General features: G+C 59.5%; 14 protein-coding genes. 7 read left to right on the forward strand and 7 right to left on the reverse strand.

Annotated elements, in window-relative coordinates:
• Positions 1-20: 20 nt before the first annotated feature.
• Positions 21-2,045, forward strand: coding sequence for a VWA domain-containing protein (locus EKL02_RS14050; protein WP_128902629.1), 2,025 nt, complete (start codon positions 21-23; stop codon positions 2,043-2,045).
• Between the two features lie 50 nt (positions 2,046-2,095).
• On the opposite strand, the gene dcd is transcribed toward EKL02_RS14050, so the two are convergent.
• Complete coding sequence (gene dcd, locus EKL02_RS14055) at positions 2,096-2,662, reverse strand: dCTP deaminase (RefSeq protein WP_128902630.1); 567 nt, start codon at positions 2,660-2,662, stop codon at positions 2,096-2,098.
• A 176-nt stretch (positions 2,663-2,838) separates the two neighbouring features.
• Entirely contained in the window at positions 2,839-6,828 is a 3,990-nt protein-coding gene (gene hrpA / locus EKL02_RS14060; protein ID WP_128902631.1) for an ATP-dependent RNA helicase HrpA, read from the reverse strand.
• Between the two features lie 24 nt (positions 6,829-6,852).
• Between hrpA and argA the strand changes: the two genes are divergently transcribed.
• Together argA and EKL02_RS14070 are read left to right on the forward strand one after the other, a co-directional pair.
• On the forward strand, positions 6,853-8,163 hold the full coding sequence (gene argA / locus EKL02_RS14065) for an amino-acid N-acetyltransferase (RefSeq protein ID WP_128902632.1): 1,311 nt from the start codon (positions 6,853-6,855) through the stop codon (positions 8,161-8,163).
• 9 nt (positions 8,164-8,172) lie between these two features.
• On the forward strand, positions 8,173-8,445 hold the full coding sequence (locus EKL02_RS14070) for an oxidative damage protection protein (protein WP_128902633.1): 273 nt from the start codon (positions 8,173-8,175) through the stop codon (positions 8,443-8,445).
• An 81-nt stretch (positions 8,446-8,526) separates the two neighbouring features.
• Here the strand turns inward: EKL02_RS14070 and EKL02_RS14075 are convergent, their stop codons facing one another.
• The 4 genes from EKL02_RS14075 to edd form a co-directional block, all read right to left on the reverse strand.
• On the reverse strand, positions 8,527-9,246 hold the full coding sequence (locus EKL02_RS14075; protein WP_128902634.1) for a phosphatase PAP2 family protein: 720 nt from the start codon (positions 9,244-9,246) through the stop codon (positions 8,527-8,529).
• A gap of 205 nt (positions 9,247-9,451) precedes the next feature.
• Positions 9,452-10,123: a ribose-5-phosphate isomerase RpiA gene (rpiA, locus tag EKL02_RS14080; protein WP_128902635.1), complete on the reverse strand. Its 672-nt coding sequence runs from the start codon at positions 10,121-10,123 to the stop codon at positions 9,452-9,454.
• A gap of 30 nt (positions 10,124-10,153) precedes the next feature.
• A complete protein-coding gene (gene eda, locus EKL02_RS14085; RefSeq protein WP_128903514.1) occupies positions 10,154-10,774 on the reverse strand; it encodes a bifunctional 4-hydroxy-2-oxoglutarate aldolase/2-dehydro-3-deoxy-phosphogluconate aldolase in 621 nt (206 codons plus the stop codon).
• A gap of 47 nt (positions 10,775-10,821) precedes the next feature.
• On the reverse strand, positions 10,822-12,756 hold the full coding sequence (gene edd, locus EKL02_RS14090) for a phosphogluconate dehydratase (protein WP_128902636.1): 1,935 nt from the start codon (positions 12,754-12,756) through the stop codon (positions 10,822-10,824).
• Positions 12,757-12,974: 218 nt separating this feature from the next.
• Between edd and pgi the strand changes: the two genes are divergently transcribed.
• The 4 genes from pgi (at position 12,975) to tal (ending at position 18,056) form a co-directional block, all read left to right on the forward strand.
• Positions 12,975-14,669 (forward strand): glucose-6-phosphate isomerase, encoded by a 1,695-nt coding sequence (gene pgi, locus EKL02_RS14095; protein WP_128902637.1) that lies wholly within the window; start codon positions 12,975-12,977, stop codon positions 14,667-14,669.
• 13 nt (positions 14,670-14,682) lie between these two features.
• Complete coding sequence (gene zwf / locus EKL02_RS14100) at positions 14,683-16,152, forward strand: glucose-6-phosphate dehydrogenase (RefSeq protein WP_128902638.1); 1,470 nt, start codon at positions 14,683-14,685, stop codon at positions 16,150-16,152.
• Positions 16,153-16,159: 7 nt separating this feature from the next.
• Positions 16,160-17,011: an SIS domain-containing protein gene (locus tag EKL02_RS14105; protein ID WP_128902639.1), complete on the forward strand. Its 852-nt coding sequence runs from the start codon at positions 16,160-16,162 to the stop codon at positions 17,009-17,011.
• A gap of 109 nt (positions 17,012-17,120) precedes the next feature.
• Positions 17,121-18,056, forward strand: coding sequence for a transaldolase (gene tal, locus EKL02_RS14110; RefSeq protein WP_128902640.1), 936 nt, complete (start codon positions 17,121-17,123; stop codon positions 18,054-18,056).
• A gap of 59 nt (positions 18,057-18,115) precedes the next feature.
• On the opposite strand, the gene EKL02_RS14115 is transcribed toward tal, so the two are convergent.
• Positions 18,116-18,976, reverse strand: a complete 861-nt coding sequence (locus tag EKL02_RS14115; protein ID WP_128902641.1) for a response regulator — start codon at positions 18,974-18,976, stop codon at positions 18,116-18,118.
• Positions 18,977-19,133 lie beyond the last annotated feature (157 nt).

Raw genomic sequence — 19,133 nt, forward strand, 5'->3', positions numbered from 1 at the left:
GCAGCGCGCCAGAGTGAATCATGGCTGAAGCCGAAGACGTGATGATCGATGCGGCGCGCCACGCGACCATCTTCGCGCGCAATCTGTGGCGGCGGCACCATCCAGCTTCGACGACCAATCAGCAGGTACAACTGGCGGACGCTGCCGAGCGGCTTGGTCTGTTGATCATTGCCGTATTCGGTCAGGCATTTCCCATTCGGATATCGCAACCACCGGCCAGACTCACATTGCTGCAAGCGCTGGCGAAACGCCGCCAGGGGCCGTTGCATGATCACGCCCTTCCTGCAACCGATGGCTGCTCGATCTGGTTACCGCGCAGCGTGGGACTTTACGACACCGTTTCCGCCTTTGCACGCTATCGTGTACTGGCGTTGCAGCAGGCAATGCGCGCCGTGCGTGGCAGCGCCGAACAACTCACCTGTGGACTGACAACGGGCGAGCGTGAGGTATTCCTGCTGCTGGAAGCGGCGGCAGCCGATTATGCGCTCGTCAGGCGCTTGCCGGGATTGCGAGAATCGATTAACGCGTTGCGGCGGGAGGCACTGCTTTTGCGCCCCGTGCCGGAAAAATTTCCGGCATACCGGCGCCAGCTGGAAACGCTGGCAAGAACGGTGCTGCAAGCCGATTGCGGCGTGGCGGCGAATGGCATCGTGCTGGCGCAATCCTCTGCCCTTGTTGCTCAACAGGCAAAGGCCATCACCAGGACTCTTGCCTTCTCTGCGCAACCTGACTGCATCCTTCTCAAGGATACCTGGACCGGTGAATTACGTGCCCCCACGATCGCTCACGGAACGCGTCCTGTTCACGCCCGATGGAATCATCCGGAAAGCCATGTCACCAAGCCACCACGGCTTGGCCGGCTAGAGCGACGGCCGGAAGTCCGCGAGCCCAACGCCGATGAGGACGAGGAAAAGCAAGGCATGTTCATGGTGCAGACGGCACAGCCCAATGAACACGCCGAAGATCCATTGGGTATGCAACGCCCCACCGATCGCGAAGAGCATACCGCCACCGACGAACTCGCCGAGTCGCTTGCAGATCTTCCCGAAGCACGGCTGGTTACCACCCCGGGACGCCCGAAGGAAATATTGCTGTCGGATGATACGCCGGAATTTCACGGGAAGAGAAACAAGACCAATTCAGCCTCAGGCGCTGCAACCGTCAGCTATCCGGAATGGGATTATCAGGCAAGCGCCTACCTTGAACCGGGCGCAACCCTTCGTCTGGCACCAGCCGCGTTTGGCCAACAGAAATGGGTGGCAGCAACACTTTTCAAGCACCAAGCCATGCTCAACACCATCAGGCGACGCTTTGAAATGTTGCGCGCAAATCGTGTCCGGCTATCCAGGCAACTGGACGGGGACGACATTGACCTCGACGCCTATATCGACGGCTATGCGGATTTCCGTGCCGGACGATCGATGCCGCAAGCACTTTACCAGACGTGCCGTCCGATGCGTCGCGACATGGCGATCTCGCTCATGATCGATGTGAGTGGTTCAACCGACTCCTGGGTCTCGGACGATCGGCGCATTATCGACGTCGAGCGCGAAGCGCTGCTCCTTGTGTGCATCGCCCTTGATGGCATGGGAGAGCCGTACACGGTGCAGGCATTTTCTGGAGAGGGGCCTGACAATGTCTCAATCAAGACCATCAAAGATTTTGACGAGCGCTACGACAACGACATCGCACTCCGTATCGCTGCACTTGAGCCAGAACATTACACGCGCGCCGGGGCGGCGCTGCGGCACGCAACTGCATTGCTGATGCGCCAATCTGCTCATCATCGGCTGTTGGTTTTACTGTCGGATGGCAAGCCAAACGACATTGATGACTATGAAGGACGCTATGGCGTGGAAGATATGCGACAAGCAGTAGTAGAAGCACAGCTGCAGGGCGTCACGCCGTTTTGCCTGACGATTGACCGGCACGCTGCCGGATATTTATCCCAGGTTTTTGGATTGCGGCATTACGCGTTATTGCCAAAGCCGGAATTGCTGCCGACAGTGCTGCTCGACTGGATGAAGCGACTGATGACCGCATGAATCTTCAACTAGGCGTGCACCACCGGGGCCGACGCACAAGGTAGGGAGTATCAAGTTTTGGGTAAAGTAACACCTACTTGGCCTTGATACTTGCCGCCGCGGTCCTTGTACGAAGTTTCGCAAATCTCGTCGCTCTCGAAGAACAAGACCTGGGCGCAGCCCTCCCCGGCATAGATCTTGGCGGGCAGCGGCGTCGTGTTGGAAAATTCCAGCGTCACGTAACCTTCCCATTCCGGTTCGAACGGGGTGACATTGACGATGATGCCGCAGCGCGCATAGGTCGATTTACCCAGGCAAATGGTCAGCACGCTGCGCGGGATGCGGAAATACTCCACGGTGCGCGCCAGCGCAAAGGAATTCGGTGGGATGATGCAGACATCGCCCTTGAAATCGACGAAGGATTTTTCATCGAAATTCTTGGGGTCGACAATGGTGGAATTGATGTTGGTGAAAATCTTGAATTCATTCGCGCAGCGGATGTCGTAGCCGTACGACGACGTGCCGTAGGACACGATCTTCTGGCCATTGGCTTCGCGCACCTGGCCGGGCTCGAAAGGCTCGATCATGCTGTGCTGCTCGGCCATGCGGCGGATCCATTTATCGGATTTGATAGTCATTTTTTCTTTGCTCAATCGCTTAACAGTAGCGTAACAGCCGAATTTTACGTGAAAATCGCAAGATTTCTATAAAACAGTCAGGTTTTGGTAAAACCGCCAAGTTTCTATAAAACCGTAAGGTTTCTGCAAAAACAGGGCGATTCCAGGAAATATGCGCGTCAGCGCTCCGGCATTTTCTATCGCTGCAGCGTTTCCCATACTTTTTGCAGGCGCTTGGCGGACACCGGCATGGGCGTACGCAGTTCCTGGGCATACAGCGACACCCGCAACTCTTCCAGCAGCCAGCGGAATTCGGCCATTTTCGGATCGGACCGTGCGCCCTGCCCCTTTTGTGCCCGCTGCCATGGCTGGGCTACCTGCTGCCATTCCGCCATCAGGCGGGCATCGCGCGCCGGATCGGCGCGCAGTTTTTCAAGGCGCACATTGATGGCCTTGAGGTAGCGGGGAAAGTAGGCAAGCTGCGCATAATCGTTTTCGGCGATGAAACGCTTGCCTATCAATCCCAGCAACTGCGCCTGGATATCGGCCACCGCCTGCGGGTGTCCCTTGGCGCCCTGCAGCTTTTTCGGCAACGCATGGTATTCGGCAAGGATTTGCCCCGCCAGCCGGGCGATTTCGTTGACCAGCAAGCCCAGGCGCGCCTTGCCCTCATCCCGGCGCTGATTGAATTCGGCGGCATTCTTGGGCAGCGGCGCCTGCAAGCAGGCGCGCTCGAGGCCAGCCTGGATGATCTGGTCGCGCAATTCTTCCTGGGTGCCAAGGGACATGAATTGCATGCCCATCTGCTGCAAGCCGGCGATGTTCTTTTCCAGGTACTTGACCTGTTCCTTCAATTGCAGCGCAATCAGCCGCCTCAGGCCGGCATGGTGCACACGCACCGCTTCGTCCGGGTCATCGAAGACCTCGATGTCGCAATGGCCGCCCTTGTCCACCAGCGCGGGAAAACCGATCAGGGTTTGCTTGCCGCGCTGGATCTCCAGCAGTTCGGGCAATTCGCCAAAAGACCAGGTGGTCAGGTTTTGCTGGTCGATGGCGCCTGGCTGTCCTCCTGACGCTGCGGCACCGGGCTTGGCGGCAATGCCTGCCGCGACGACCTGTTTGCCGACACCAGAATTTGCGGCATTCGAGGAATGTGCGCTGGCGCCCGCGCCGTCAGCCGGCACAAACGTGGCAGCTTCGGCCAGGCGCTGAAAGCTCTGGCGCGCCTGGCCGCCAAATTCCCCCTGCAAGGCCGCGAGGTTGCGCCCCATCTCGAGCTGGCGGCCATGCTCGTCGACCACCTTGAAATTCATGAAGTGGTGGGCAGGCAGGGTCTCCAGCTTGAAGTCGGAAAGTTTTGTGACGATACTGGTCTGCTCGCGAATGTCGGCGATCAGGGCGTCCAGCAATGGCCCCTTGCCGAAACCAAGCGCAGCATGGGTGCGGTCGCAAAACCCCGCGGCATAATCCGGCAGCGGCACGCAGTGGCGGCGCAATTTCTGCGGCAGCGATTTCAGCAGCAAGTGGACCTTTTCCTTCAGCATGCCTGGCACCAGCCATTCGCAGCGCGCCGCAGAAACCTGGTTCAACCCATACAACGGCACTGCCAGGGTCACGCCATCGCGCGGCGAACCGGGCTCGAAGTGGTACGTCAGCGCCATGTCGGTGCCCGCGACGCTCATCGCCTTCGGGAAGACGTCGGTGGTAATGCCGGCCGCTTCATGCCGCATCAGGTCGTCGCGATTCAGGTGCAGCAGCTTCGGGTTCTGTGCCGTCGCATCCTTCAGCCACTTCTCGAAGGCGGCGCCATTGACGATCTCGGCCGGCACCAGCTTGTCGTAGAAGGCGAAGATCAATTCCTCGTCCACCAGCACGTCGAGCCGGCGCGACTTGTGTTCCAGGTTCTCGATCTCGCGCAGCAGACGCTGGTTGTGCATGAAAAATGGCGCGCGCGTCTCGTAGTCGCCATCCACCAGGGCGCCGCGGATAAAAATCTCGCGCGCCTCGGCAGGGTTGATCGCGCCGAAATTGATGCGGCGCTGGCTGTACACCACCAGTCCGTATAGCGTGGCCCGCTCGTAGGCCGAGACTTGCGCGGTGCGCTTTTCCCAGCGCGGGTCGCCCCAGGATTTCTTCAGCAAGTGCCCGCCGATGCGCTCCAGCCATTCCGGCTGGATCTGTGCAATGCAGCGGGCGTACAGGCGGTTGGTCTCGACCAGTTCGGCCGCCATGATCCACTTGCCCGCCTTCTTTGCCAGATGCGAGCCAGGCCAGACGTGGAATTTGATGGCGCGCGCGCCGAGATAGTACGGCTCGTCTTCTGCCTTGAAACCGATATTGCCGAGCAAGCCCGTCAGCAAGGCAACGTGCAGTTGCTCGTAGGTGGCTGGCGCCTCATTCATGCGCCAGCCCTGTTCGCGCACCAGCGTCAGCAATTGCGAGTGCACGTCGCGCCATTCGCGCAATCGCAATTGCGACAGGAAATTGGCGCGGCAATTGTCGGCCAGCTGGCGGTTGGTCTTTTTATGTTCGACGGCTTCCTCGAACCATTTCCAGATCTTCAGGTAGGAAACGAACTCGGATTTTTCATCGGCGAATTTCTTGTGCGCCTGGTCGGCGGCTTGCTGCGCCTCCAGCGGGCGGTCGCGCGGGTCCTGCACCGACAGGGCAGCGGCAATCACCAGCACCTCGGACAGGCAGGCATGCTCGCGCGCGGCCAGGATCATGCGGCCAATGCGAGGATCCAGCGGCAGCTTGGCCAGCTGCCGGCCGGTTGCCGTCAACTGGTTGTTGTCATCGACCGCGCCCAGTTCCTGCAGCAGCTGGTAGCCGTCGGCAATTGCCCGCCCCAGCGGCGGCTCGATGAAGGGAAAGGTCTCGACATCGGCCAGGTGCAGCGACTTCATGCGCAGGATCACCGATGCCAGCGAAGAGCGCAGGATTTCCGGATCAGTGAACTTCGGCCGCAGCAGGAAATCCTGCTCCTCGTACAGGCGGATGCACACGCCGGCGGCAACGCGGCCGCAACGGCCTGCGCGCTGGTTGGCGGCCGATTGCGCAACCGCCTCGATCTGCAGCTGTTCGACCTTGTTGCGGTAACTGTAGCGCTTCACGCGCGCCAGGCCGGCATCAACCACATAGCGGATGCCGGGCACTGTCAGCGAGGTTTCCGCCACATTCGTTGCCAGCACGATGCGGCGGGCATTGGATGTCTTGAAAACACGTTCCTGCTCCTGCACCGACAGGCGGGCAAACAGCGGCAGGATTTCGACATGCGGCGGGTGGTGCTTCCTCAGGGTTTCGGCGGCATCGCGGATTTCGCGCTCGCCGGGCAAAAAGACCAGCACATCGCCAGGACCGAGGCGGCACAATTCATCGACAGCATCTGCCACCGCATCCATCAGGTCGCGCTGCTCGCGGCCTTTTTGCGCTGCCGTGGGGGGAGCACCCGGCTTGGCGGCATTGCGGTCGGGCGGCTCCACCGGCCGGTAGCGGATCTCGACCGGGTACAGGCGGCCCGATACTTCAATCACGGGTGCCGGCTTGTCGCCGCTGGCGAAATGCCGCGCGAAGCGCTCGGCATCGATGGTGGCCGACGTGATGATGACCTTGAGATCAGGACGCCTGGGCAGCAGCTGCTTGAGGTACCCCAGCAAAAAATCGATGTTGAGGCTGCGTTCGTGCGCTTCATCGATGATGATGGTGTCATATTGCTTGAGCAACTGGTCAGTCTGCGTCTCGGCCAGCAGGATACCGTCAGTCATCAGCTTGACCGAGGCGCCCTTGGTCAGCGTGTCGGTAAAGCGCACCTTGAAGCCGACATGTTCGCCCAGGGGCGACCCCAGTTCCTGGGCAATGCGCTTGGCGGTGGCGGACGCCGCAATGCGGCGTGGCTGGGTATGGCCGATCAGGCCAGCCTGGCCGCGCCCCAGTTCCAGGCAAATCTTCGGCAATTGCGTGGTCTTGCCGGAGCCGGTTTCACCGGAAACGATCACCACCTGGTTGGCGCGCAGGGCGGCCGCAATCTCGTCGCGTCGGCCCGATACCGGCAATTCTTCCGGGAAGACGATCGGCGGCAAGGGATTGCGCACAGGCGCAGAAGCGGACGCGGGCGCGCTTGCGCGGCCGGGCTTGGGGCCCCGGGACGGCGCGCCCGTGGTATTTTTGGGAAGTTCAGGTGCAGACATGGCTGGGCGAATTATAATGCGGCCATGGAAAATCCGATTCAATTCGTTGCGTGGCTGCGTTCAGTTGCGCCCTATATCCACGCTTTCCGCGGCAAAACCTTCGTGGTCGCCTTCCCGGGCGAGCTGGTCATGGCTGGCGCGCTGCCGGTTCTGGCGCATGACTTGTCACTTTTGCACGCCCTTGGCATCAAGGTGGTGATCGTGCACGGCTCGCGTCCGCAAGTGGCGGAACAACTTGCGCTACGCCACGTGGAAGGGCGCTTTCACAATGGCTTACGCATCACCGATGTGGCGGCACTGGAATGCGCCAAGGAAGCGGCCGGCGAGCTGCGCCTGGATATCGAGGCCGCCTTCAGCCAGGGCTTGCCGAATACGCCCATGGCGCATGCGGCGATCCGCATCATTTCCGGCAATTTTGTCGTCGCCAAGCCGCTTGGCGTGATCGAGGGCATCGACTTCGAATGGACGGGCCTGACCCGCAAGATTGCCTACGAGACCATCAACCCCATTCTCAACAATGGCGGCCTGGTCCTGCTGTCGCCACTGGGCTTTTCGCCGACAGGTGAAGTCTTTAATCTGACCCTCGAAGACGTGGCGGTGGCTGCGGCAACCGCACTACGCGCCGACAAGCTGATTTTCATTACCGAGACGCCGATGCTGACCGACGCCGCCGGCACGGAAATGCGCGAACTGTCGACGCACCAGGCCTCGGCCGTGCTCTCGTCGGAATGCCTGCCGGCCGATTCGGCCTTCTATCTCGAGCATGCCATGAAGGCGTGCCGCAACGGCGTGCCGCGCGCGCATATCGTGCCGTTTGCCACAGATGGCTCGGCGCTGCTGGAATTGTTCACCCACGATGGCATCGGCACGATGATTTCCAACGAAAACGTGGAAAGCCTGCGCGAAGCCACCATCGAGGACGTCGGCGGCATCCTGCAGCTGATTGAACCCCTGGAAGCCGATGGCACCCTGGTCAAGCGCGGACGCGAACTGATCGAGCGCGAAATCAGCTATTTTTCGGTGATCGAGCATGATGGTGTTATCTTCGGCTGTGCCGCGCTGTATCCATTCCCGGCAGACAAGATGGCGGAGATGGCTTGCCTGATCGTCAATCCCGAGGTGCAGGGCCAGGGTGATGGCGAGCGCCTGCTCTCGCACATGGAAAACCGCGCGCGCGCTGCCGGCATCAAACAGCTGTTCGTGCTGACCACCCGCACGGCGCACTGGTTCCTCAGGCGCGGCTTTGTCGCCGCCACGGTCGATGACCTGCCCAAGAACCGGCAACTCATGTACAACTGGCAGCGCAAGTCGCTGGTATTTATTAAGAAACTTTAAGGAAAAAACATGGCACGTACCGTTCACTGTATCAAGCTCGACAAGGACGCCGAGGGGCTGGATTTTCCGCCGTACCCGGGCGAACTGGGCAAGCGCATCTATGAAAGCGTCTCCAAGGAAGCCTGGGGCGGCTGGCTCAAGCACCAGACCATGCTGGTCAATGAAAACCGCCTCAACCTGGCCGATGCGCGCGCGCGCAAATATCTGGCGACGCAAATGGAAAAGCATTTCTTTGGCGACGGTGCCGATGCGGCGCAAGGCTACGTGCCGCCAAGCGAATAAGTATTCAGGCTTTTACATAAAAAAGCCCGCCGATGCACGCGCGGGCTTTTTTCATTATGGAAGAAATTATTGTTTGTAAGTTCAGTGCATCAAGGCGAGGGCAACCGGAATGGCTCGCAATGCATGGCGAACACCAACAAACAAATTTGCCATATCCATGACCAGTACAAACATTATGGCGTGCAGGAGGTACTCTTTGCCGCCGAAAACAAGCAGCACTTTCTGAGCCGCCTGGCGCACGGCTGTTATTTGGGTAAAAAACATCTGGACAGCCAGCGCCAGCAAAAAGCCACCAAGCACATCGCTGGGATAATGATAGGCAAGATAGACCCGTGGCAGTGCAATGGCGAACAGTGTCCAGGCAAGGGCTGCCACGCCAAGGCGCTTGTTGCTGCAGGCGATAGCAATCGCAAGCGAAAAATACATCGTTGCGGTATCACTGGGAAAGGAGTTCAAATGCGTCAGCGAATCCGCTGTCGTCCATATTGACATATCGATCGCGGGCGCGATTTGTTTGTCGAGGTGCGTATCCAAAAGCGGCCGCACATGCACCATCAGTGAATGCTGCAAGAATACTGATGTCAATGTTGCCACGCAAGTTCCGACCAGCCCGCATAACAAGATCTCCCGATTCCTGCTGGATGCGTCCATAAACCAGGCGGTCCACAGCAGAAAGAAAATTACTGTTCCTCTTAAGAACAAATCATCTGCAATCGTATGGACGAGTTTGTCGATCAGCGGCCATTGACCAATAAGCCCGTTGAGCAAGTGGAATAGTGCAGCGTCGAGATCCGCGAGCATTGGGCTCTTTCATTATCCAGTAAATACTATTGGACAATGCTCGCCAGATTACAACGTTGATATCTAGCAAAACAGTTTTGAATTGTTTCAGTTAGAAAATACGCCCCTTGCCGGCGAGGGCATTTCGATCACCAGATTGATTCAATTTTTTATTTGAAAATTCAAGCCGCCTGCCTGCGATCTGACACCAATCTCCGGGCCAGGCTCAATAGGTGAATTTCTTCACGCCATCAGCCATGCCCAGCAGGCCGACATCGGCGCCACGGCGGGCGAACAGCCCCACCGTGACCACGCCGACGATATTGTTGATCTGCGCCTCCAGCACCACCGGGTCGGCGATCTGCAAGCCATGCAAATCGAGGATGTAGCAACCATTGTCGGTCAGCAGAGGCTGGCCGTCTTTCAGGCGCAGGCGCGGCTCGCCACCCAGTTGCGCAAGCGCGCGCGCCACAGACGCATGCCCCATCGGTATCACTTCGACCGGCAACGGGAATTTGCCCAGCTTGTCGACCAGCTTGGAACCGTCGGCGATGCAGACGAACTTGCCCGCGACGGAAGCAACAATCTTCTCGCGTGTCAGCGCCGCGCCACCGCCCTTGATCATGGCGCCGGCGGCGGTGATCTCGTCGGCGCCATCGATGTACACGGGCATCGAGACGACATCGTTGAGATCAAAGACTTCGATGCCATGCGACTTCAGGCGCGCCGCCGTGGCTTCGGAGGACGCGACCGCACCCTTGATCTTGTGCTTGATCTTGCCAAGTTCATCGATAAAGAAATTGGCGGTGGAACCGGTGCCGACCCCGACAATTTCACCTTCCACGACATATTCGATGGCGGCACGTGCAACCGCCTGCTTGAGTTCGTCCTGAGTCATGTCTGCTCGCAAATGGGAGAATCCACTATTTTAGCGCAGCGCGCTGGCTTGTCGCGCCAGCGCAGTGATGGCGGCCCAGTCGCCGGCATGCAGCGCCTCTTTCGGCGTCAGCCAGGACCCGCCCACGCAGGCGACATTTTCCAGCGCAAGAAATTGCGGCGCGCTCTCCAGTGTGATGCCGCCGGTCGGGCAAAACAATACATCCGGCAATGGGCCTGCCAGGGCTTTCAACATGCCCACGCCGCCCGCCGGCACCGCCGGAAACAACTTCAATTGCGCAAAGCCTGCCTCGCGCGCAGCCATGACCTCACTGGGTGTCATCACACCGGGTAGCAGCGGCAGGCCGGAGGAGCGGGCAGCATCGACCAATGCACCAGTCAACCCGGGAGAAACCCCGAAGACCGCGCCGGCATCGCGCGCCGCGGCGAACTCCTCGGGCCGCGTCAGGGTGCCGACGCCGACAATCGCCTGCGGCACCTGTTCGGCAATGGCCCGGATGGCGGCCAGGCCATGCGCGGTGCGCAAGGTAATTTCGAGCACCCGGATGCCGCCGGCAACCAGCGCTTGCGCCAGCGGCACGGCTTGTTGCGGTTCGTCGATGGCGATCACGGGAATCACCGGCGATGCGCGCATAATGTCGGTCAACTTCATGGCGGCGAGTTTCGTTGCGGTCGGGGTCATCAGGGGCAATCTCCTGGTCAGCGTTTCTGGACAATCATGGTGTCGCGATCAGTGAAGGGTGTGTCTTCATCATTGAACGGCTCGCCCGCATCGGCACCCAGCGAATTGTTCTCGAACTCGGCCGCCAGAACCGGCGGCAGCCCAAAGGTCGCGCCGCCCTCCTCGGCCGTACTGACCGTACGGCGGAACATCGCGAACAGCTCGCGCCCCATGCCCACTTCGTTGGGCGACATGTCCACAGCCTCAGGCACGCGTGCTGCCCATTGCGCTGCCGGCACCTGTGCTTCGAGCAAGCCGTTCTCGGCATCGAGGCGGATCATGTCGCCGGTTTTGACCAGCCCGAGCGGGCCGCCGGCCAGCACTTCCGGCGACACATGAATCGCCGCCGGCACCTTGCCGGAGGCCCCCGACATGCGTCCATCGGTGACCAGGCCGACATGGTAGCCGGCATCCTGCAGGCTACCCAGCGCGGGCGTCAGGGAATGCAACTCCGGCATGCCATTGGCCCGCGGCCCCTGGAAGCGCACGACTGCAATGAAATCGCGCTCAAGTTGCCCTGCCTCGTAAGCCTGCATGAAAGCGTCCTGCGAATCAAAAACAATGGCAGGCGCCTCGACCAGGCGATGCTGCGGCTTGACTGCAGAGACCTTGACCACGGCGCGCCCGAGATTTCCCGACAGCAGGCGCAGCCCGCCTTCGGGTGAAAACGGTTCGGCGACCGGGCGCACCACGTTCAGGTCGCCGCTCACGGCGGGCGCAGGCTTCCATACAGCAACGTCATCTTCCAGCAAGGGTTCGGCGCAATGCGCGCGCAGGCCCTGACCGAGGACGGTGGTGACGTCCTCATGCAGCAAGCCGGCATCGAGCAGCTCGCGGATGACAAAGGGGGTGCCGCCGGCGGCATGAAAATGATTCACATCGGCATCGCCGTTCGGGTAGATCCGCGCCAGGAGCGGCACTACGTGGGAGAGCGCATTGAAATCATCCCAGTCGATGATGATGCCGGCGGCGCGTGCAATGGCCACCAGGTGCAGCGTATGGTTGGTGGAACCGCCCGTGGCGAGCAGCGCGGCGATGGCGTTGACGATGGCCTTTTCATCGACCACGTGCCCGACCGGCAGGTATTGCTGGCCCAGCGCCGAAATTTCGACAGCGCGGCGCGCCGCCGCACGGGTCAGGGCATCGCGCAGCGGCGTATTGGGGGAAATGAATGCCGCACCCGGCAAATGCAGCCCCATGACTTCCATCAGCATCTGGTTACTGTTGGCAGTGCCGTAGAAGGTACAGGTGCCTGCCCCATGATAGGACTTCGATTCCGCCTCAAGCAACTCCTCGCGACCAATCTTGCCTTGCGCATACAGCTGGCGCACCCGCGACTTTTCAGGGTTGGACATGCCGGAGGTCATTGGCCCGCCAGGGATAAAAATGGCGGGCAGGTGGCCGAAATGCAAGGCGCCAATCAACAGACCAGGCACGATTTTGTCGCAAATACCGAGATACACCGCGGCATCGAACATATTGTGCGAGAGGGCTACAGCTGTTGCCATGGCGATGGTGTCGCGCGAAAACAGCGACAGTTCCATCCCTGCCTGGCCTTGCGTAATGCCGTCGCACATGGCGGGCGTGCCACCGGCAAATTGCGCCACGCCGCCGGCTTCGCGCACTGCCTCCTTGATCAGCGGTGGAAAATGCTCGTAGGGCTGGTGCGCCGACAACATGTCGTTGTAGGCAGAGATGATTGCCACCGAGGGGCATTTCAGCTGCTTGAGCTTTAACTTGTCGTTCGGCGGGAAAGCCGCGAAGCCATGGGCAAGGTTGGTACAGGACAAGGAGCTTCGATGCGCCCCCTGGTGCCGGGCAGTGTCGAGCCGATGCAGGTAGGCACGACGATTAGCTTGACTGCGCGTAACGATTTTTTTGGTTACTGCAGCTACAGTAGGGTGAATCGACATGGCAAAATTATCCTTGGCTAAGCCGAATTGAAATTTTACTACATTGCTGCAATCCATCCCAAAGAGCTCGGCATCCATTGAGATTTCCCATGCCAGCCACGCCTGCCGTCAGGGAAGATGTTACAGCATTCTCATTGCGCACAACGACGCGATCGCATCATCCAGTAGTAAATTTACTTAAAAGTATTGTATATTTATCCCACTTATCAATTCGTCACATGCCCCAGATGCCTTTTACCGCCACCGCGGCCAATGCGGCCCTGATGGAGCACCATACTCTTGCACGTGGTTGGCAATTGCGCGACCTGTTCGCGCAGGATCCGGCACGTGCACAAACCTTGTCACTCGAAGTGGCCGGCCTGTTCCTGGATTATTCCAAGAACCGCCTCGACCGCTCCACTATCGCGCTGCTGGTGCGCCTGGCCCAGGAATGCGGCGTCGAAAAGCACCGTGAGGCCATGTTTGCCGGTGAGCGCATCAACACCACCGAACAACGCGCCGTCTTGCATACGGCCCTGCGCGCACCTCGCGGACAATCCTTGCGACTCGACGGCGTCGACATCAATGCCCAGGTCCACGCCGTACTCGACCGCATGGCTGCCTTTTCCGAACGGGTACGCACCGGCACCTGGCGCGGCTATTCGGATTTGCCTATTACCGATATCGTCAACATCGGCATCGGCGGCTCCGATCTCGGCCCGAAGATGGCGTGCCAGGCCCTGCGCCCGTATGTGCATCCGCGCCTGACCCCGCACTTCATTTCCAACGCCGATGGCCACGACCTCGCTGCCCTGCTCCCGCACCTGAATCCCGCCACCACACTCTTCATCGTTGCCTCCAAAACGTTTACCACGGCGGAAACCATGATGAATGCGCAGACGGCACGAGCCTGGTTCCTGCGCCAGCATCCGCATCCCGCCGACCTGGAAAAACATTTTGTTGCGGCATCGACCAATACCGAGGCGGTGCAAGCGTTTGGCATTGCCCCTGAAAATATGTTCCCCTTCTGGGATTGGGTCGGCGGCAGGTATTCACTCTGGTCGGCGATCGGCCTGCCCGTCATGCTGGCAATCGGCGCCGAGCGTTTTACGCATATGCTCGCGGGCGCCCATGCGCTGGACCGCCATTTCCAGCAAGCGCCACTGGTGCAGAACATGCCTGTGTTGCTGGCATTGATCGGGATCTGGAATCGCAATTATTTCCATGATGCGACCTTGTCGATTGCGCCCTACCACGAAGACTTGAAACACTTTCCTGCCTACCTGCAGCAACTGGAAATGGAAAGCAACGGCAAGCAGGTGAACCGTGATGGCGTGCCACTGGAAGCCTGCACCTGTCCCGTTATCTGGGGTGACGTCGGCACAAATGGGCAGCATGCCTATTTCCAGCTGCTGCATCAGGGATGCGATATCGTGCCTGTCGATTTTATTGCAGCCTTAAAACCCAGCCATGATTTCCCCGGCCACCACACGGCCTTGCTGGCAAACTGCTTCGCCCAGTCGGAAGCATTAATGCTCGGAAAAACCAGCGATGAAGCCCGAAACGACTTGCGAGCCGAAGGGAAATCTTCAGAAGCGATTGCCGCGTTGTTGCCTCACAAGATTTTTCCTGGCAATCGTCCCAGCAATACGCTTTTGCTTGATGAATTGTCGCCCGCCAGACTTGGCGCCCTGATTGCGCTCTATGAACACAAGACATTCGTGCAAGGCGTTATCTGGGGCGTCAACAGCTTCGACCAGTGGGGCGTAGAACTGGGCAAAGTGCTGGCAAAAAAAATTCATGCGGAACTGGCTGATGCGAGCGTATCTAACCAGCATGACAGTTCCACCCTCGGCTTGATTGCACGCGCCCGGGCCGTTGCACCCGCAAAGCCGGATGGCGGCAATATTTCGCGCGCCGAGCCATTTCCCTAGAAACGTCCCCATCATGGCACTGGCTGATTTCGATATCGTATTGTTTGGCGGCGGCGGCGATCTGGCAATGCGCAAGCTCTTGCCCGCCCTGTTCGCGCGCGAGCGCGCCAGCCACCTGCCGCCGCAGGCGCGCATCATTTGCGCCGGGCGTCATGCGTGGAGTCTGGAAAAATTCCTGGAATTACTGGAACAAAATGCCCGGCCACACATCGAGGCCGCAGCTACCGATCCGCAACGCTGGCAGGCATTCTGCAAGCGAATCCGGTATGTCGGCCTGGACGCAACCGACCCTGCCGCCTATGGGCCGCTGGTTGCCGCCATGCGCGCCGATCCGGAACTCGTCCGGGTGTTCTACATGGCAACGCCCCCCAGCCTGTTCTCGCAGATTTGCCGCAATCTTGCGCAGGCCGGACTTGCCAATGCCCAATCCCGCGTGGTGCTGGAAAAGCCGCTCGGGCGCGACCTCGCCAGCGCGCAGCAAATCAATGCAGAAGTCGGCAAGATTTTTGCCGAGTCGCAGATCTACCGGATCGACCATTACCTCGGCAAGGAAACGGTGCAAAACCTGCTGGCGCTGCGTTTCGGCAATGTGCTGTTCGAACCCCTGTGGCGGCGCGAATGGATTTCGGACGTGCAAATTACCATCGCCGAAGAGCTGGGCGTAGGCAACCGCATGGAATACTACGATACCGCGGGCGCCCTGCGCGACATGCTACAAAACCACTTGCTGCAACTGCTGTGTATCGTGGCCATGGAGCCGCCCCTGAGCGTACAGGCCGATTCGGTGCGCGATGAAAAACTGAAGGTATTACGCTCGCTCAAGCGCTTCAGCCCTGCCACGCTGGCGCAAGACGTCGTGCGCGGTCAATATCGCGCCGGCCATGTCGACGGCGTCGCAGTTCCAGGTTACCGCAAAGAAGGCGCACCCACCGATTCTCGCACCGAAACCTTTGTCGCCGTCAAGGCCGAAATCGATACCTGGCGCTGGGCCGGCGTGCCGTTTTACCTGCGCACCGGCAAACGCATGGCCGACCAGCTGGCCGAGATCGTGGTCCGCTTCAAGGCGGTACCCCATTCGATCTTTGCCCAGGCGTCCTCGACCTTCCAGCCGAATTGCCTGGTGATCCGCCTGCAGCCCGATGAAGGCCTGCAACTGAACCTGATGGCCAAGACACCGGGCGACCGCATGCGGCTGAAACCGGTTGAACTGGAACTGGATTTTCGCGAACAGTTCAAGATGCCGCGCATGGAAGCCTATGAACGCCTGCTGCTGGATGTCCTGCGCGGCCAGCTGACCATGTTCATGCGCAGCGACGAACTGGAGGCCGCCTGGGAGTGGGTCGAGCCGATCCTCAATTACTGGGAACAGGAACAGACCGAGCCACAGCCCTACAGCGCCGGTACCTGGGGGCCGGCCGCCGCCAGCGCCCTGATCGGCCGCGACGGCTTGCAGTGGCGCGAAGAAGTCCTGCCTGAGATGTAAGGCACGCATGCTCCTGGAATCGATACGCACCCAGCTCGCCACGCTCTCGCGATCCGAGAAAAAAGTTGCGCTTGCCGTCCTCGACAATCCGACCCTGGCGGTCGCGGAAAACATTACCGCACTGGCGCGCAATGCCCAGGTATCCGAACCAACCGTGGTGCGCTTTTGCCGCGCCATCGGCTATGACGGCTGGCACGAATTCAAACTGAAGCTGGCGCAAACGCTGGCGCTTGCGCTGCCCGGCACCGATGAAAGCCTGGCGCCCGACGACCTTGCAGCCGACCTGGTCGGCAAGATCTGCAGCCGTTCCATCAACGCATTGCTAGACTTGCGCAACAACCTGCAGGCCGAACCCATCCAGCGCGCCCTCGACATCCTTGCGCGCGCCAACAAGATCGAATTCTATGGCCAGGGCACCTCGGGCATCATCGCTGCCGATGCGCAACACAAATTCTTCCGCTCGGGGGTGCCAACGGTTGCTTATTCGGATCCGCACATCCACAGCATCTCGGCATCGCTTTTGAATCCCGGCGATGCGGTGGTTGCCATTTCGCAGCGTGGTGGCAGTTCCGCACTGCTGGGTTCCGTGCGCCTGGCCCGCAAAAGCGGCGCCGATGTGATTGCCCTGGTGCCCAGCGGCACCCCGCTGGCGGAACTGGCCACCGTGCTTGTGCCCATCGATCTCAGCTTCAATGCCGACCCTTACACGCCACAGTCGGCACGCCTGGCGCACCTGGTCGTCATCGATATTCTCGCCGTCGGACTGGCATTGAAGCGCGGACCGGAATTCCGCAAGAAAATGCTGAATGCGCAAAAAGCCTTGCAAAAGCTCGACATGCCTTTCGACACCTTCCTTTAATTGATTTAAAGCAAGCATTTGCTACGCCTGTCCAAAAGCTGACCAGCACGCGACAAGGATTGCGTACAATAAGTGCTTGCCTTGCCGCTTTCTTTCTTATTTTCATGCCATGAACCAGCTCGAACAACTCAAGCAATTCACCACCATCGTTGCCGACACGGGCGATTTCCAGTCGATGAAAGTCTTCGCGCCGCGCGACGCCACGACCAATCCATCCCTGATCCTGAAAGCAGTGCAAAAGGATGAATACCGGCCATTGCTGGAACAGGCCGTGCAACGGCACGGCGCCAAGCCCGTGGGCGAGATCATCGATCATCTGCTGGTCGCCTTCGGCCTGGAAATCCTGAAAATCATCCCGGGGCGCGTCTCCACCGAAACCGATGCGCGCCTGTCCTTTGACACAGAAGGCACGATTGCCAAGGGCCGCGAACTGATCCGCCTGTATGAACAGGCCGATATTCCGCGCGAGCGCATCCTCATCAAGATCGCCTCGACCTGGGAAGGCATTCGTGCCGCAGAAGTACTGGAAAAAGAAGGCATCCGCTGCAACATGACCCTGCTGTTTTCCCTGCCGCAGGCGGTTGCCTGCGCTGACGCCGGCGCCCAGCTGATTTCGCCATTTGTCGGCCGCATCTACGACTGGTACAAGAAATCGACGGGCGAAGAATACAATGGCGCAAACGATCCCGGCGTGCAATCGGTCAAGCGGATTTACGACTACTATCGCAAGTTTGGCTACAAGACCGAAGTGATGGGCGCAAGTTTTCGCAATGTCTCGCAACTGACCGAACTGGCCGGCTGCGACCTGTTGACCATCAGCCCGGAATTGCTGCAAAAACTGGCGGAGTCCGAAGCGCCGGTGGCACGCAAGCTCAGCGTTGAGGCGGCGCAATCGTCACGCATTGAAAAGCTGGCCCTTAACGAAAAAGCTTTCCGCCTGCTGTTGAATGACGATGCCATGGCGACCGAGAAGCTGGCCGAAGGCATCCGCCTGTTCTGCGCCGATGCCGTCAAGCTGGACAAGATGGTCGAGGCGCTGCGCTAGCGCAGCCAATAAAAAAGCGGGAATGTCTCCCGCTTTTTTCATGCTGCTGCAGAAGGTCATTAGGCGACGTTGATCACCTTGCGTGCGCTTGGCAGGAATTTGGCGATTGTCGACAGCAATTCATCTTCGCTGACCGGCTTGCCGAGATAAGCATCGCAGCCAGCCCAGTTGCCGCGGAACTTGTCGAACGCGCCCGACTTGCTGGTCAACATGACCACGGCAGTGTTCTTGGTAGCGGCACTGCCCTTGAGGCGCTTGCATACCTGGTAGCCATCGATACCAGGCATCATGATATCGAGAAAAATGCAGGTATATGCCTTGGCTTGTGCCATGTCGATGGCGGTTTCACCGTCTGCGGCAAAATCCACATCGAAGCGGAATGGCGCCAGCTTGGCTTTCATGAAAGCCCGCACGGTTGCGCTATCGTCGACCACGAGTACTGACTCGTTCGGGCTCGGCTCGACAAAAACTTCTGGCGGCGGCGCATCCTGGTCAATTGCGCGCCGAAAAGTCCGCCCATCCCAGTTGTCACCCGCGCCGCTCTGGCGGCGCGCACGTTCCTGCAGCGCTGCCTGCATCACTGTATCAAGCTGTTCAAACAGACGCATCCAGTGAATCGGCTTTTCCACCCTCGGCCACCCGATGTCCATGGGCGAACGGCCAATCAACACCGCCGGCGCGAAAGGATTCGGCGTGCGCGCCGCCAATTCCTTCAAGGCTTCGGGACTGTCGCCATTGGCCAGGTAAATATCGGTGCGCTGGGTTGCTTCGGTTGCTTCGGCATAAAAGAATGCACGACGTCCCGTCAGGCGAAATGTCGAGGCCAGCATCGCCTTCTCGGCAGGAGAAAATCCGATCATTTCAAGATTGAAGCGACGCGGTCCGGCAGCAGAAGGGGCGGTCTGTAAAGCCTGATTCATAGGAGTCTTTTTCTGATGAAAATTACTGCATACCGACAAAGGGAGAACAATTAATCAAATGATAACAGAACTCAAATCACGTGATTGCAAATTCTTGTGTCAGATTGTTACGTCTCAGCAACCAGATTGTCAGTCAATTCCATCAGAAAACCAAAAA

The organism is Janthinobacterium sp. 17J80-10 (genome assembly GCF_004114795.1).
In the GTDB taxonomy this organism is placed as follows: Bacteria; Pseudomonadota; Gammaproteobacteria; order Burkholderiales; family Burkholderiaceae_D; genus Paucimonas.

What these genes read in the sequence shown, in the direction of transcription:
- EKL02_RS14050 (WP_128902629.1), top strand. Translation starts at nt 21, where the DNA reads ATGGCTGAAGCCGAAGACGTGATGATCGATGCGGCGCGCCACGCGACC.
- EKL02_RS14070 (WP_128902633.1), top strand. Translation starts at nt 8,173, where the DNA reads ATGGCACGTACCGTTCACTGTATCAAGCTCGACAAGGACGCCGAGGGG.
- EKL02_RS14115 (WP_128902641.1), bottom strand. Translation starts at nt 18,976, where the DNA reads ATGAATCAGGCTTTACAGACCGCCCCTTCTGCTGCCGGACCGCGTCGC.
- eda (WP_128903514.1), bottom strand. Translation starts at nt 10,774, where the DNA reads ATGAAGTTGACCGACATTATGCGCGCATCGCCGGTGATTCCCGTGATC.
- pgi (WP_128902637.1), top strand. Translation starts at nt 12,975, where the DNA reads ATGCCCCAGATGCCTTTTACCGCCACCGCGGCCAATGCGGCCCTGATG.
- EKL02_RS14105 (WP_128902639.1), top strand. Translation starts at nt 16,160, where the DNA reads ATGCTCCTGGAATCGATACGCACCCAGCTCGCCACGCTCTCGCGATCC.
- rpiA (WP_128902635.1), bottom strand. Translation starts at nt 10,123, where the DNA reads ATGACTCAGGACGAACTCAAGCAGGCGGTTGCACGTGCCGCCATCGAA.
- argA (WP_128902632.1), top strand. Translation starts at nt 6,853, where the DNA reads ATGGAAAATCCGATTCAATTCGTTGCGTGGCTGCGTTCAGTTGCGCCC.
- edd (WP_128902636.1), bottom strand. Translation starts at nt 12,756, where the DNA reads ATGTCGATTCACCCTACTGTAGCTGCAGTAACCAAAAAAATCGTTACG.
- zwf (WP_128902638.1), top strand. Translation starts at nt 14,683, where the DNA reads ATGGCACTGGCTGATTTCGATATCGTATTGTTTGGCGGCGGCGGCGAT.
- hrpA (WP_128902631.1), bottom strand. Translation starts at nt 6,828, where the DNA reads ATGTCTGCACCTGAACTTCCCAAAAATACCACGGGCGCGCCGTCCCGG.
- tal (WP_128902640.1), top strand. Translation starts at nt 17,121, where the DNA reads ATGAACCAGCTCGAACAACTCAAGCAATTCACCACCATCGTTGCCGAC.
- EKL02_RS14075 (WP_128902634.1), bottom strand. Translation starts at nt 9,246, where the DNA reads ATGCTCGCGGATCTCGACGCTGCACTATTCCACTTGCTCAACGGGCTT.
- dcd (WP_128902630.1), bottom strand. Translation starts at nt 2,662, where the DNA reads ATGACTATCAAATCCGATAAATGGATCCGCCGCATGGCCGAGCAGCAC.